The organism is Streptomyces sp. NBC_01591 (assembly GCF_035918155.1).
Taxonomy (GTDB): domain Bacteria; phylum Actinomycetota; class Actinomycetes; order Streptomycetales; family Streptomycetaceae; genus Streptomyces.
In genome coordinates, this window is record NZ_CP109328.1 from 1,131,027 (window position 1) to 1,146,317 (window position 15,291).

Here is a 15,291-nt window from a genome sequence, read left to right on the forward strand (position 1 = left end):
CATCCCGCTTCGCGCCTGCTCAGGACGCGCTGCGCTTCTTCGTGGTGGTCTTCTTCGCCGTGCGCTTCTTCGTGGCTGTGGTCTTCTTCGCGGTGGTCTTCCTGGCCGGGGCGGCCTTCTTCTTGGCCGCGGTCTTCTTGCGGGGCTGCATCGTGTGCACAGTGGCGTCCTGGCCGCCGTGCTCGCCGCGCGATTCCTTGGCTGCCTTGACTGAGGCGTTCAGGGCCGCCATAAGGTCGACGACCTTCCCGGATTCCCGTTCCTCGCCCTCGGCCGGCTCCGGGAGCTCCGTGCCTTCCGCCTTCGCCTCGATCAGTTCCTCCAGGGCGTCGCGGTACTCGTCCCGGAAGCCGGAGATGTCGTCGAGGGCCATGGTGTCGGTGAGCTGGACGGCCCGCTCGATCTCGTCGTCGTCCAGGTCGACGTCCTTCGGCTTGAGGGACTCGGGGCTGCGGATCTCGTCGGGCCATCGCATCGCGTGCAGCACGATCGCGTCCTCGCGCACCCGGAGCAGCCCGAGCCTTTCGCGGTTGTGCCACGCGAATTTGGCGACGGCGACCTTGTCGGACCGCTCCAGCGCCTTGCGGAGCAACGTGTAGGGCTTGGCTGCGACTTGTCCGTCGATCGCGAGGTAGTAGCTGTCGCTGATCCGGATCGGGTCGATGCTGTCGGCATCGACGAACGCCACAATCTCGATCGCCTTCGCGGTCGGCAGCGGCATCTCGTCGAGCTCTTCATCGGTGACCGCGACGAGTTGGTCCTTGGCGACCTCGTAGCCCTTGCCGATCTCCTCCTGCGGCACGACCTCGTCCTCGATCTCACAGACCTTGCGGGTTCGGACCCGGCCCATGTCCTCCAGATGGACCTGGTGGAAATGAACCGAGCGGTCTTCGGTCGCGCTGACGACCTTGATCGGGATGGTAACCAGGCCAAAAGAAATGGCTCCGGTCCACAAGGGCCGCGGCATACGTACCTCCAGAACCCCCTGATCGCACTGCGCCGGGAAACGGTCGGAGCACCGGGGAAAGGCAGGAGTCGGGGGCGCGACCGGCCGCCAATACGATCCTTGCCTGAGGCGGACGTGATCGCATACGGAGCGGCCGGCTGCCTGGATCGGGTAGCCACCCGTGGCCGCCGGCAGCTGAGGCAGATGCCGGGTACGCCCAGCGGAACGGTACGAGTAGCGATGACAACCGGGCTTGGTCAGTCCGGCGGCCACGACTTCAGCACGCGCCCGTCGGCCGCTTCGTCGGCGAGGGTGACCCGGGCACCGTTTACGCTGCCGCGCTCGCCGATCCATCGCAGGTACTTCCGTTCGGCGGTTGGTAGGTCGGGCCACCAGCCGCGCATGATGGTCCGGGCTCCGATCGCCAGGGTCAGTCGATAGCGATCCATGATCGCTACACCCCGTCAGCGGCAGTCGTCAGGGTGACGCCCGCCGTTCGGGCCGCCTCCCGCAGCACGGCGAGCGGCTCCGCGAGGGGCGCCTGCGGGCCGCCGCGCGGGGTGGTGGCGACGAGGCAGGGAACGCAGCGGTCCACCCAGCGCCGGCCGTGCTCGGGCACTTCGACGACCCCGGCCACGGTCGACGGCCGGCCACAGCGCACGCATGGATGCCTGCCATGGAGACGCTGGATGCCTGCGCTCCCGCACGGCGTCCATGGCGGGGCGGGATCCAGGTCCGACGGGTCGATGGCGAGGGATCGCAGCAGGTCAGCGTTGATCATGCTGTCCTCCTCGTCCGCTCAGTCCCACGGCGTAGAGTAGAACACATATACGATTTGCCGCCCGATCTGCCGCGTCTCCGCACCCTAGAAGTTACGTGGAATCAGCCGGGGTGATCATGTCCCTCGGTGCCCACGGACCGAGGGAAAGCGTGAGGATGACCCCGATAGAGAAGTGGCCGGTCTTTCGCCGTGGCTTCGTTCACTTTCAGCAGCAGCGTTTGTCCGGCACTTTGGTGTCCTGTCTCAACCAAGCCAGTCGATCCCGAGTTGCTGACCAGTGCGGACAAACTTCGTTGAGACGGGCGCCTTGGAACGGAGCCGCTCTCTCAAGGACGCCGACCTGCAGCGACTGGATTCGATGAGACGGATCGGCGGACAACTCGGTTCGTCGAGACAGGACATTTGGTGTCCTTTGTCATCCAACCGAGTCGTTTGACATCGAACCCAGTCGTTCCGACTTCTCTAACAGGGGTATGTACGGTCGACGGTGGATCTTGAACGCGCCAGTCGAGCACGCCCCCTTCCTGCGCATGCCCCGTCTTGCCAGCGCAACGGCCAGCCCTCGTTGGTGCGCTGGGCAACGACTGCCCGTTCGCCGAGCTCTACGAGCGCCGGGTCACGTCTGCCTTCGCAGGCATCGGCCACAACTGGGTCGCGGCGGTGCCGGATGTCGGCGACGCCAATGGGGTCCACTTTCCACGGGTCGGCGAGGAAGCGTACGCGGCTGGTCTGATCCGCCGCCGCACCATCCGCTCCGCCGTGTGCGAGCTGATGGACGCGCTTCCCTTTGTCGACTTCGCCGCAGCCGGCCCTGGACGCAGGGCAAAGGGCAGCTCGGAGGGGGTACGGCCGTGCCTCACCCGGCCGGTGACGCCGTCGCGACACCGCACGACGAGCCCGGGCGAGGGAGGGGAGCTACGCGGTGACTGCGTCCGTGGCCGTGGTGTCGTCGTCGAAGGTCATCTCCGGTGCGGGCCGGCGGAAGCCCTTGGTCAGGACGGCCAGGTAGACGACGCCGATCGCCAGCCAGACGCCGCCGATCTGGAGTGCGACGTCACCGAGCTTCGTGAGCAGGTAGAGGGAAACGCCGGCGCCGATGGCCGGCATCACCAGGAACGAGAAGAGGTTGGGGGTGCGGCCGTGTCTGCGCTCGCGGACCAGGTGGGCGATCACACAGACGTTCACCAGGGCGAAGCCGAGGAAGGCGCCGAAGTTGATGAACGAGGTGGCTGTGGTCAGGTCGAGTTTCATGGCGATGACACCGGCGGCCGCGGTCAGCAGCAGGTTCAAGACGGGCGTGCCGGTCTTCTTCGACAGGTTGCCGAAGACGGCCTTGGGCAGTGCGCCGTCGCGTCCCATGACGTACATGAGGCGGGCGGCGGAGGCTTGCAGGGCGATACAGGAGGCGATGGATCCGGCGATGGTGACGAAGTTGATGATCTCGGCGTACGTTTTGCCGCCGACCTGCACCTTCAGGTGGTAGGCGGCCGCGTCGACGTCGGCGAACTTCGCGCCGGGGTGGACCAGTTGCATCACGAAGGACAGCACGATGAAGATCGCTCCGGCGGCGATGACGCAGCCGATGATGCCGCGGCCGATCGTCCTCGCCCCGCCCCTGGCCTCCTCACCGAGCGTGGAGACGGCGTCGAAGCCGAGGAAGGAGTACGCGGCGATGGCTGCGGCCGCCGTGACCGCGCCGATCGACGTGCCGGAGTTCCACACGGCGTCCGTGGCAGGGGCGGACGAGCCGTGCTTGCCGAGGAAGACGACACACAGGGTGGCGAAGAGGACCAGCGACCCCAGAGCGATGAACATCAGGACCTTGTTGACGCGGTCCGCGAGCTTCATGCCGAAGACGTTGATGGCGGTGGTGATGCCTACCGAGACGATCAGCCAGACCCACTTGGGTATGTCAGGGAACTGGGCGTTGAAGTAGATCGCCGTGATCAGCCAGCCGACCATCGGGATGAAGAAGTAGTCGAGCAGCATCGCCCAGCCGGACAGGAAACCGATGCGGCTGTCGAGCATCTTGCGGGCGTAGGTGTAGACCGATCCCGCGCCGGGCACGGCGCGCGCCATCTTCGCGTAACTCAGCCCGGTGAGCAGCATCGCGAGGGTGGCGATGGCGAACGCGGTCGGGGCCGCGCCGCCGCTGGTGGCGGCGACCACGCCGAAGATCGTGACGACGATGCCGGGGGAGATGTAGGCCAGGCCGAACAGGACGACGGAGAGGAGGCTCAGGTCGCCCTTCAGTCTCATGGTGTTTCCTGTGGTCTCGCTGTTCATCGTGGCGGCTCCTCGGTGGTGTGGGCGGGGTTCCAGGTGGCGGGGTCGATGCGGCCCCCGTACAGCGGGAGTTCGAGGGCTGGGTCGCCGGGGCGGAACTGGTCCCAGATCCGGTTGAGACCGGCGGTGCCGTAGCGGCGGACGTTGCTGACCTCGTCGAGGTCGATCACGTCGGTGAGGGTGGAGTCTCCGGCATCGACGGTTTCGGCGCGCACCGTGCCCTGTGGATCGATGACGAGGCTGCGGCCGATCCCGGATGGGGCGGCGGAGTTGACGCTGGCAACGAAGACCTGATTGGTGATGGCGTTGGCGCGGCTGAGGACGACTTCCTGCGCGCGGTCGCTCGTCGACGTGCGGACCACGTTGACGATCAGCTCGGCGCCCATCCAGGCCAGATGGCGGGAGATCTCCGGGAACCAGGTGTCGTAGCAGATGGACAGTCCGATGCGGCCGACCCCGGCGAGGTCGACGACCTCGAACCGGTTGCCGGGTGTGGTCGTCTCGTACGGGCGCCACGGGCAGATCTTGCGGTACGCGGCGAGGCGCTCACCTCGTGGTGAATAGACCGGTGTCGTGTTGTGGACGCGGTCGCCGGTGCCTCGCTCGTAGACGCTGCCGGGTACCAGCCAGATGCCCAGATCCCCCGCGAGCTCGGCGAAGGCCGCATCGCGTTTGCCGTCGAGCGGCTCGGCGGCCTTCTCCGGGGCGGCCGGGACGCCGGGGGCGCTCTCGCCTAGGTGCAGTTCGGGGTAGACGACGAGGGCGCCGGGTGCGCGCAGTTTCACGCGCCGCTCCACGTCGGCGGCAAAGCCTGCGAGGTCGTCGGCCGGGCGGCCGGGCGCCTGGGCGAGGATCAGGGGCAGGGGGCGGGCCATGCGGGAACACCAGCCAATCGAAGGGAGGGTTCTACGAGGAGAAACCGACGGAGATTCGGGCGCCGCCGGCCAGAGATTCTGGAGGGCGGGGCCGAGGGTGGGACAAGAATGCAGCCAGTCAGCCATAGCTTCAAATACTTGTGAGGGTTGACTATCATGCCTTCGAGGCATGAGGGTGTCATGCCTCCTCCGTCTCCCGAGGGGCCACCGCCATGGAACTCCGAGTGCTGCGCTACTTCCTGTCCATCGTGGAGACCGGTTCCGTCACCAAGGCTGCCGAGGTGGTCCGCGTCGCCCAGCCCTCGCTGTCGCGTCAACTGCGCGGCCTGGAAGGGTCCTTGGGGATGACGCTCTTCGACCGCGGCGGCAAGCAGATGGTCCTGACGGCGGCCGGCCGGCGCTTCCTTCCCCTGGCCCGCGACCTGGTCGCCCGTGCGGATGCCGCCGAGGCCGCAGTCGGTGCGCTGGCTGCCGGTCGTGCCATGCGGATCACCGTGGCGGCGCCGCCCACCACCATCACCGACGTGATCGCGCCGTTCCTGGCCACCTGGGGGCCGGAGGATCCGCTCGTCACCGTGCAGGCGGAGAGTCCGGCACGTGCGTACCAGGCCCTTGCGTGGGGCGCCGATGTAGCCATCTCCTCGGCACCTCCGAGGCGCCGTTTCGCCGGGCTCCCGGTGGCCCGCCTGCCGCTGTGGGCCTACGTCCGTGCCGACCATGCCTGGGCGGACCGGGGCCGCGTCACCATCAGGGAACTTGCCGCGGAGCCCCTCATCGTCCTCACCCCGGCGCACGGCACCCGCCGCATCCTGGACCATGCCGTGCAGGATGCGGACGCCTCGTACGACATCGTGCTCGAATGCGACACCCCGCACGTCGCACAGGCCATGGCGGCTTCGGGCCATGGTGTCGCGGTGGTCTCCGACGATCCCCGCTTCGACCTGCACCCGCTGCTGATCCTCGACAGCACGGGCGAACCGCTGCAGATCCACCTGCACGCGGCGTGGGACGCCGGCCACTACGCGCTGCACAGCATCGAGGCATTCGCGGCCGGGCTGTCATGTTTTTGTGTCGAGCGGTACGGGCCACAGGTCGCCGCCCGCCTGTGAACTGCAGCGACGACTCCAGACCACGGCCCTCACCACAACGCGAGGCGTGACCGCACGCCGACCCGACGGCCGACAGGCCAAGGAGAGCTGGAGGTATGCCTGGCGAGCAGCCTGACCAGACCGGGCAGGCATTGGACGGCGGCACCGGTGCGCCCCACCATGCAGCGATATTCCGCATCAGTTGCCAGCCCGAGAGGACCTCGGACCATGCCAAGACCGTTCCATGCCCGGCGGCTACGCCGTGCCGCCGCCACTGCCGCCGTGCTCGCGGGGCTGTTCGCCGTCCCGCTGCCGACGATGGCGGCGCCCGCAACCGCACCCGTACCGGGTGATCCGCTCACCGGAAGCGGTGCGGTGAACCGGACCGAACTCACCGCCGGCCAACTCACCGGGGGCAGCGCCGAGGACACCGTGCCCGACAGCGCTTTCGCCCTGCCGGCGCAAGCGGCGCCACCCACCCACAGCTTCGAAGGCACCCTCACCCTCGACGGGCTCTCCACCGCCGGCGGTTTCCGCGCACTGAAGGACCCGAACGGATACGGAGACACGGCGGCAACCCGACACCTGCCGCCGATCGACGTCGCCCTCGTGCAGAACGGCAGCCACCTCGTCCCGGCGAAGCGCGGGCTGCAGTACACGGGGAACCCGGCGTGGAACCTGGCGGTGGGACCCGGCCGCGCGTGGAACGAGGACGGCGACGGCGAACGCACCCGTGCCTCCCTGCCGTTCGCGCTCGTCGAGCGCAACGCCAACTGCGTGCACAACGGCGCCCTGACGTTCCTCTTCGACGCCACATCGATCTCCGAGGTCCGCTACCAGATCACCACGGAGACCTGCGAGTACTTCCAGTTCGACATGTGGGGCCAGGTAACGGCCGACTACCGGCCCGGACCCGTCGACGGCGCCGAGAACCGGCGCGACGCGTACGCCGCCGAGGTCGGGGACCGGCTTCCGGCCAAGCCCATCTCGGCGCTGGCCACCGACTACCCGGACAGTGGGGTGGACGTGACGAAGTTCGGCTCCGGCATCACGCCGTCCGCGCTGAGCACCTTCGGCTTCTACTTCGGCGGAGTCCACTACGTGGGCAACTGTCGCACGCGGCAAGGGGAGTACCCGTTCTGCGGCCAGATGCTGCTGCCCTCGTACTCGACCGCGAAGTCGGCGTTCGCGGGAACAGCCATGCTGCGTCTGGCGCAGCGCTACAGCCCGGCCGTGGCCCAGGAGAAACTCTCCAACCGCATCCCCGAGACCGCCGGCAACACTGCCTGGAGCGGCGTCACACTCGACCACACCCTCGACATGGCCACCGGGAACTACACCTCGCCCGGCTACGAGACCGACGAATCGCGCCGCACCATGGCGGACTTCTTCGCAGCCGAGCCCTACGCCGACAAGATGCGACTCGCCCTGTCCTTCCCACGTAAGGCCAGCCCCGGCAGCAAGTGGGTCTACCACACCTCGGACACCTTCCTCGCCACCCGCGCAATGAACAACTACCTGCGGGACAAGGCCGGTTCGGACGCCGACATCTTCGACATGCTCCGCGACGACGTGCTCGAACCCATCGGCGTCGGGCCCGACTCCCTCGTCTCCTCCCGCACCGACAACAGCCCCGGCGGGGTGCCCTTCGGCGGCTACGGCATGTTCTGGACGCAGGACTCCATCGCCCGGTTCGCGAAGTTTCTCAACAACGACCACGGCGCCGTCAACGGCACGCAGATACTCGACCCGACACTGCTCGCGGCCACCATGCAACGCACACCGGAGGCCCCGGGCATGACCACCACCGGCACCAAGCCCATGAAGTACCAGAACGGCTTCTGGGGCCAGGAGTTCACCTCCGCCGACAACCCCGCCTACACCAGCCCCTTCTACGTACCCTTCATGTCGGGATACGGCGGCATCACCGTCGCGATGATGCCGAACGGCGCCACCTACTACTACTTCAGCGACAACAACGAGTTCAGTTGGAACGCCGCCGTCGTCGAAGCCGACAAGCTGGCGCCCATGCCCGGAGCGGCAGTTACTGCGAGGTAGACCCCATCGAACGCACCCTTGTCGGCCTGGGATGCGCTTCGCCTGACGATGACCGTTGCCGGGGTGTCCCACCCGAACCCTTCCAGGCTCGATAGGAGACTCCGGCCAGCCGACAGGCGCTGAGGGGTGGACAGTTCAGCCTCCTTCGTGTGGTCACGCTCCTGCCCGTCGGGTGCTACAACCGACGGGCAGGAGCGTGCCTGGGTGCGTCACCGGGGCGGGATCGCGATCAAGCAATGACGCACCCAGGCTCAACTGATAGCTCCCACGCAAGGGGCCCATCAGAATCTGCGACCGCTGCTGGCGAAGACCTATTCAGCCGCGCCATCCGGTCGACCCATGAGGCGGAAGCCTCGCCTGCTAGCGGAGCCGTGACCAGCGCTAATTGCCGTGCAAGCATCCTCATATACGGCCTTCACTCTCAACCGCTGTCGGGCATCTCCTGAGTGAATGGCCAGCCTCCCCCTTGACATCCAACTCAGTCGCCCCAGGTCAGCCCACTCCACCCGACTAACTTCGATGGGTGCAGATCTTGTGAGGGTGCTTCGTTGGGGTGATTCGCAGAGGTTCGGGATGTGCCGGTGTGGGGCGGTCTCTAACGTCGGCGAGGTGAGCCGGCCGTGGGTGCGGGCACCGGGTGAGGCGGGGTGGTGTGGTGCCGTCGTTGATGGCCGCGTTGGATGCCAGAGAGAGTGAATGCCGGGCCAGGGTCGCGGAGTTGCGCAAGCAGATCGCAGAGCTTTCCGAAGCGGTGTCCCAGGCGGAAGCTGAACTGTCCCGGTTGCAGATCACGCGGGAGACGGTGAAGCAGGTGCTGGCCGACGGTCCGGTGGCCACACGTGATGTCTCCGTGCCGGCGGCGTCCGGGCCGGTCGATGTTGCCGCGGCGCTGCTGGCCGCCGAGGCCGCGGGCGATGTGACGGTGATGTCGCCGGACTACCAGCGGATCACCGCGCTGTTCGCGACGTCGGGGTCGGCGTGGCGGTGCAAGGACGTGTGCGTGGAGCTGGGGCTTCAGACCGAGGCCCGTCACGTGGAGGGCATGCGCTCGAAGCTGAAGCGCCTGGTGGAGCGGGGGATCCTGGCCGAGACTGCGCCGGGGCTGTTCAGGGTGGACGGACGGGAGTTGGGCTGGTGAGCGCCGCCCTGGAGACCGGCGGTCCGGCGGTGGCCGAGACCGCGTTCGCCGCCGCCCGCGGCCTGTTCGAGCAGGTCGCCAAGGATCTGACGTCGCCGGACGCCGCCGCGTTGACGCATTCAGGGCTGGAAGACCTGCTCGCGGCGCGCATGCGCGAGGTGACCCGGCAGCTGTTCCAGGACCATCTGGATCTGCGCGCGGTGCGCGAGCGGCGGGCCGGGCAGGTGGTCGATGAGACCGGGGTTGAACGCACCCGGATCGAGCGGGGCCGACGCCGGATCCTGGCCACGGTGTTCGGGAAGGTCACCGCGACCCGGATCGCCTACCGGGCCACCGGCTCGGCGGATCTGCACCTGGCCGACGCCGCGCTGAACATGCCGGCCGGGATGCACAGCCATGGGCTGGCCAGGCTCGCCGCCACCGAGTCCGCCCGCGGCTCCTTCGCCGAGGCGGTCGACCGCGTCAACGCGCTGACCGGCGCCGGGGTCGGCCACAGGCAGGTCCAGGAGCTCGCCGTGGCCGCCGCGGCCGGCATCGACGCTTTCTACCAGGCCCTGGTGCCCGAGCCGTGCACCGACGCCACGCTGCTGGTGCTGTCCACCGACGGCAAGGGCGTGGTGATAAGGCCCGAGGCGCTGCGCGAGGCCACGGCGAAGGCCGCTGCGACCAAGAGCGGCAACAAGATGGCGACCAGGCTCGCGCCCGGGGAGAAGCACGGCCGCAAACGGATGGCCACCCTGGGCACCGTCTACGACACCGAGCCCGCCGTCCGCGGCGTCGACGACATCATCGCCGACCCCGCCGACCCCGCGAAGGAGTGTCGCCCGGGACCGAGAGCCAGGTCCAAGTGGCTGTGCGGCTCGGTGAACGACACCGCCGAACAAGTCATCGCCGCGGTATTCGACCAGGCCGAAGCCCGCGACCCCGCCCACCGCCGGACCTGGGTCGTGCTGGTCGACGGCGCCCGGCACCAGCTCGACCTCATCCGAGCCGAGGCAGCACGCCGGAACGTCACCGTGCACATCGTCATCGACATCATCCACGTGCTCGAATACCTGTGGGGCGCCGCGCACTGCCTGCACCCGGCCGGCGACCGCGCGGCCGAGGCCTGGGTCGCCGGACAGGCCCGTACCATCCTGGCCGGAGGCTCCGAGCAGGCCGCGGCCTCGATCAGCGCCGCCGCCGACGCCGTCGGGCTCAGGCCTGGCTCACGCAAGGGTATCGACGACGCCGTCGGTTACCTGAAGAACAAGGCCGCCTACCTGCGTTACGACACCGCGCTGACCGAAGGCTTCCCGATCGCCACCGGGATCATCGAGGGGGCGTGCCGCCACCTGGTCAAAGACCGCCTCGACATCACCGGAGCCCGCTGGGGCCTCTCCGGCGCCGAAGCCGTCCTGAAACTCCGTGCCCTGCGCAGCAACGGCGACTTCGACACCTACTGGGCCTGGCACGAGACACAGGAGTTCACGCGCAACCACCAGGCCCGATACCGCGACACGCTCATACCAGCGGCTTGATCGCCAGAACCCTCATTGGATCTGCACCCGGCGCGGATTGTTCGGCGTGGTGGAGGAGGACATCGGCGAGGGCGTCGAGGTTCTCGGGTTCCGCTGCTGCCAGGTGGCCGGCGAGCGTGTTGGTGGCGTCGTCGATGTCGGTGCCGGGGGTTTCGACGAGTCCGTCGGTGTACAGGGCGAGGACGGCGCCGGGAGGGAGGGGGATCTCGGTGGTGGGGTAGTCGGCGTCCGGGTCGATGCCCAGCAGCAGCCCTGGCGGCACGCGAAGGATGTCGGTGTGCCCGTCGGGGTGGCGGAGCAGGGCCGGGGGTGTCCGGCCGTGGCGAGAAGCGCGCGGTGGTGGGTGTGGTCGAGGTGGGCGATGAGGCAGCTGGCGAACAGGCCGGGGTCGAGGTCGGCCAGGAGGCGGTTGGTGCAGGCGAGGACCGCGCCGGGGGAGGCGCTGGCGGTGGCGGCGTAGGCGTGGACGGCGGTGCGGACCTGTCCCATGAGGGCGGCGGCGGTGGTGTTGTGGCCTTGCACGTCGCCGATCACCGCGGCGGCCGTCGTGGGTGTGCAGACGATGAGGTCGTAGAAGTCGCCGCCGATGTCCATGCCGTGACCGGCTGGCCGGTAGCGGGCGGCGACGTCAAAGCCAGTGAGGCGCGGGAGGGTGTGCGGCAGCAGTCCGGTCTGCAGGGTGTGGGCGAGAGTGTGGTTGGCGTCGTAGAGGCGGGCGCGGTCCAAGGCCTGGGCGATCAGGCCGGTCAATGACGTGAGCATGGCCCGCTCGGCGGGCGGGAAGGGCCGAGGCTGGTCGTAGGCGAGGACCAGGGAGCCGACCGGGCGTCCTGACACGATCAGGGGGAGGAAGGCCCAGCCTGCCATCTCGTCCTGGTGCACGGCAGGAGGGTAGGCCCTCTTGAGATCGGTGAAGGTGGCGAAGAAGCTGGCCACACCTGTGGTGATGACATGTGCAGCGGGGATGTCAGAGGTCAGGGGGGCCGCGTCGAAGCGGTCCATTAGTTCCGGGCTGTAGCCTCGGTAGCCGGTGATCCGCAGCCGTCCGTCGTTCACCGTGAGAAGAGCCAGCGCCTTCGGGCCGAAGGCCGGCACGATCTGGTCGGCGGCAAGTTCGACCACGTCCTGCACGCTGACGGCCTCGGCTAGGGCGGTGGCAAGGTGCGTCAGGTGGTACAGCCCCGTCGCGCCGACGAGCCCGGCGGGGGATGGGGCCGCGGCCTTGGCCGCTGTGGCGGTCGGATCCCCGGCGGTGGGGGTGATGTGGACGCTGATGCCGCTGTCATGAGGGTAGAGCTGGAAGGACAGCCGGATGTCGGGCGGACGCCTGGCGGTGAAGGAGGTGGGCTGCCGGGAGACCACCGCCTCCCGGTAGCGGTCTTCGAACACCGGGTCGTACAGCCACAGAAGTACCTCCCATGGGCGTTTGCCCAGCAGGGAGGCGGCACCGGCACCGACCAGTCCGGCGCCGGCGGGGTTGATGTAGGTGAGTCGGCCGTCCAGATCGAGCGCGCAGCAGCCCACGGGCAGCCGCTCGGCACAGTCCAGGGCGGCCACGGCCCGGGCCGAGTCGGCCTCGCGGGAGTGCAGCGCAGGCAGCAGACGGGGTTCGTCGGCGAACCCCAGCGGACGGCCGCTGTCGGCGGCCTGTTGCAAGAGCGGTGCCGCGCGCCGGCAGCAGGCGGTGATCGTCTCCTGCTCGGCCGCACTGAGCTGCGCCGGGTGCCGGACGGGCCACAGCAGCACGATGCCGCCCCACACGGTGGTGCCGTCGGTGATCGGGGCTGCGGCGACCCTGAAGTCGTACGGCAGGACGATGCCGACCCGGGGGTAGCGGCGGGCGATCTCCTCCTGGCTGCCCAGCCAGACCAGGCACCTCTGGCGCACGGCGTCCGCCACCGGGATCGCCGCATTGATGGGAACACGGGCCCAGGGAGCGGCGATCTCCCGGGACATCCCGGAAGCCAGCACCAGCCGCAGCACCCGCTCCCCCGGCGGCAGCAGAAACACCAGGCCCACCGATGCGCCGGTATCCCGCATGACGTCGACCAGGACCGCATCCAGCAGCCCCTTTCCGGGGCCGGCAGCACTTGCAGGGACAGCAGGGCCCCGCATGGCCGTCACCCGCCCCGGCCGGCAGGCGCGGCTCTGCGGCTGCGCCCGAAGCGGCTGCGGGCCGCCTCGGCGCTGATCCCCAGCCCCGCACCGATCTGTGCCCAGCTCGCCCCGGCCCGCCGATCCGCCAGCACCGCCGCACGGACCAGCTGTCCGGCCAGATCAGATACCCGGGCCACGGCAGCGCAGTTCCAGCCCACGGGCGAACCCGGGCGAGGCGGCTCCACGGGTAGCCGCGCGACGCTTGTGACGTGCAGCAACAGGAGCTCACCGGCCGCGGCCACCCCTTTCCGCGCGGGCGCTGCCTCCCGCCAACGGCGCCGGGCCCGCCAAGCCGCCTGCCGGTGAGCCGGCCGGCAGTACCGGCGCCCGCGGGCCTCGGATCCCGACAGCCGCGCACCGCACCAGCCGCACCGCACGTCACCCATATACGGACAATATGCCCGTCCCTGTGTGACGGCACCCCGTCCCGACCTCGTCAGAGGGACGTAGCAGCGCATCCGTTACTCCGCCTCGGCTTTGTCCAGAACCTTGTCCGGGTCGCGCAGGGACCGCAACCCTGCATCGCAGCCGGGACCGCCTCACCCTGACGTGGCACCGCCTGTGCTGCCCTCACTACGCGGCCGACCGCGTCCTTCTGGTCTCGGGTATCGAGCTGAAACGCGAAAGTCTCTCCGGTGTCCAAAACCCGGGGTCAAGGCCCAAGGCCGGGTAGTTAGCGTTTTCGCTGGTCACGCAAGCCCGTTGAGGGATTCTCGGCGTGGAGCAACGGAGCTCGTTGGTACAGACAGTCGTCCAAGACAGCTTGTTCCCGAGGAGGTCCGTTGCCGTTTCATCATGTCCTTTCGGCCCCGGTAGTGGCCATCACCCGTACGGTCACCGTGGCGGCGGGCCGGTTCGCGCCGGGGCATCTGGGCGAGCTGACAGCCGTCGTGCCGTTTGAGCTGGTCGACGCGGTCCTGGAGGAGACGCGGTCGATACAGCGGCGACTGCGTGATCTCCCGTCGCGGGTGGGGGTGTACTTCCTGCTCGCGATGTGCCTGTTCCCCGAGGTCGGATACCGGTTGGTCTGGGACAAGCTGGCGGCGGGCCTGGACGGGGTTTCGGTGGCCGGTCCGACGCCGAAGGCCCTGCGTGATCTGCGCCGTCGGCTTGGAGCCGCACCGGTTCGGGCACTGTTCGAGGTGCTGGCCGGTCCGCTGGCCCGGCCGACGACACCGGGGGTGCGATTCGGTCCGTTCCGGACGGTGTCGTTCGACGGGTGCAGTTCACAGAAGGTCGCCGACTCCGAGCGGAACCGGGGCTGGCTGGGGCGGACGTCTCACCACGGCTATCCGACCATGGAGTTGATGACGCTGGTCGAGACCGGGACCAGGGCGCTCATCGGCGCGGTGTTCGGGCCACCGTCCGGCGGCGAAACCGGTTACGCCTCACGGCTACTGCATCTGCTGCGGCCGGACATGCTGGTCCTGTGGGACAAGGGCTTCGACGGCAACAGCTTCCTCGCTGCCGTGAACGCGACCGGCGCTCAGGTGCTGGGCCGGCTCCGGGCCAACCGCCGCACTCCGGTCCTGACGCGTCTCGGTGACGGCTCGTACCTGTCGGTGATCGGTACGGAGAAAGTCCGTGTCATCGACGCGACCATCACGGTGACCTGCGCGGGCGGGACCGTCTTCGCAGGCTCCTACCGGCTGGTCACTACCCTGACCGACGCCCGCCGCTACCCGGCGGCCGTGCTGGCAGGTCTCTACCACCAGCGGTGGGAACACGAATCGGCGTACTACGCGCTCCGCCACACGATCATGAACGGGCGCGTCCTGCGTTCGGGCGACCCGGCCGGCGTCGAACAGGAGATGTGGGCCCTGCTCACTCTCTACCAGACCCTGCGGACCGTGATGGTCGAGGCCGCGGAGTCGCTGCCGGGCACCGACCCGGACCGCTGCTGCTTCACCGTCGCCCTCCAGACCGCCCGTGACCAGGTCGTCCAGGCCGCCGCCGTCATCACCGACCCCGTCGATGCCGGTCGTCCCGGACTGATCGGCCACCGGATCCTGACCCGCCTCCTCCCGCCCAGACGCCAGCGGGTCAGCACCCGCAAGGTCAAGTCACCGATGTCCCGCTACAGCACCCGCCACGAGGACGGCAGGCCCGACAACACCTGCACCGTCACCGGTCTCGACATCAACATCCTCGAGCCTCCGGAATCCCACCCTCAGCTCCCCGCCGTCTCCCGCGACGACCGGCACACCGCCCTCGCCAAGCGCCGCCGGCACCGAATCCTGGCCCTGCTCGAGAAGGACCCCGACCGCCTCTGGCGCCTCCAGATGGGCCGAGACCGGCCTCATCCACAAACTCGGCCCCGGCCTCTACGCCGCCACAACATGGACCCCAACTCCCCTTGCGTGACCAGCGAAAACGCTAACTACCCGGCCTTGGGCCCTCACCCCTGATCTTGGACACTCGAGATAGTGGATCTTGAGGATC

Annotated in this window: 11 protein-coding genes and 1 pseudogene; 5 read left to right on the plus strand and 7 right to left on the minus strand. The window is 68.9% G+C overall.

Annotated elements, in window-relative coordinates; all coding sequences use genetic code 11:
• Positions 1-19 precede the first annotated feature (19 nt).
• From ku to OG978_RS46715, 5 genes are all read right to left on the minus strand, one after another.
• Complete coding sequence (gene ku / locus OG978_RS46695) at positions 20-967, minus strand: non-homologous end joining protein Ku (protein ID WP_326763332.1); 948 nt, start codon at positions 965-967, stop codon at positions 20-22.
• Positions 968-1,203: 236 nt separating this feature from the next.
• Complete coding sequence (locus OG978_RS46700; protein ID WP_326763331.1) at positions 1,204-1,395, minus strand: hypothetical protein; 192 nt, start codon at positions 1,393-1,395, stop codon at positions 1,204-1,206.
• Between the two features lie 5 nt (positions 1,396-1,400).
• Positions 1,401-1,727, minus strand: a complete 327-nt coding sequence (locus tag OG978_RS46705) for a hypothetical protein (RefSeq protein WP_326763330.1) — start codon at positions 1,725-1,727, stop codon at positions 1,401-1,403.
• Between the two features lie 915 nt (positions 1,728-2,642).
• A complete protein-coding gene (locus OG978_RS46710; protein WP_326763329.1) occupies positions 2,643-4,013 on the minus strand; it encodes an APC family permease in 1,371 nt (456 codons plus the stop codon).
• A complete protein-coding gene (locus OG978_RS46715; RefSeq protein WP_326763328.1) occupies positions 4,010-4,888 on the minus strand; it encodes a carbon-nitrogen hydrolase family protein in 879 nt (292 codons plus the stop codon). The genes OG978_RS46710 and OG978_RS46715 overlap by 4 nt, the downstream gene beginning before the upstream one ends.
• Before the next feature lie 212 nt (positions 4,889-5,100).
• Between OG978_RS46715 and OG978_RS46720 the strand changes: the two genes are divergently transcribed.
• The 4 genes from OG978_RS46720 (at position 5,101) to OG978_RS46735 (ending at position 10,692) form a co-directional block, all read left to right on the plus strand.
• Positions 5,101-5,997: a LysR family transcriptional regulator gene (locus tag OG978_RS46720; RefSeq protein ID WP_326763327.1), complete on the plus strand. Its 897-nt coding sequence runs from the start codon at positions 5,101-5,103 to the stop codon at positions 5,995-5,997.
• A 207-nt stretch (positions 5,998-6,204) separates the two neighbouring features.
• On the plus strand, positions 6,205-8,034 hold the full coding sequence (locus tag OG978_RS46725; protein ID WP_326763326.1) for a hypothetical protein: 1,830 nt from the start codon (positions 6,205-6,207) through the stop codon (positions 8,032-8,034).
• A 718-nt stretch (positions 8,035-8,752) separates the two neighbouring features.
• A complete protein-coding gene (locus tag OG978_RS46730) occupies positions 8,753-9,172 on the plus strand; it encodes a hypothetical protein (protein ID WP_326763325.1) in 420 nt (139 codons plus the stop codon).
• A gap of 29 nt (positions 9,173-9,201) precedes the next feature.
• Positions 9,202-10,692, plus strand: a complete 1,491-nt coding sequence (locus OG978_RS46735; protein WP_442817814.1) for an ISKra4 family transposase — start codon at positions 9,202-9,204, stop codon at positions 10,690-10,692.
• On the opposite strand, the pseudogene OG978_RS46740 reads toward OG978_RS46735, so the two are convergent.
• Both OG978_RS46740 and OG978_RS46745 read right to left on the minus strand, forming a co-directional pair.
• Positions 10,676-12,648: pseudogene (locus OG978_RS46740) on the minus strand (SpoIIE family protein phosphatase). The gene OG978_RS46735 and the pseudogene OG978_RS46740 sit on opposite strands and share 17 nt — an antisense overlap.
• Positions 12,649-12,812: 164 nt before the next feature.
• Positions 12,813-12,986, minus strand: a complete 174-nt coding sequence (locus tag OG978_RS46745) for a hypothetical protein (RefSeq protein ID WP_164495457.1) — start codon at positions 12,984-12,986, stop codon at positions 12,813-12,815.
• A gap of 645 nt (positions 12,987-13,631) precedes the next feature.
• Between OG978_RS46745 and OG978_RS46750 the strand changes: the two genes are divergently transcribed.
• Positions 13,632-15,257, plus strand: coding sequence for an IS4 family transposase (locus OG978_RS46750; protein WP_326763322.1), 1,626 nt, complete (start codon positions 13,632-13,634; stop codon positions 15,255-15,257).
• Positions 15,258-15,291 lie beyond the last annotated feature (34 nt).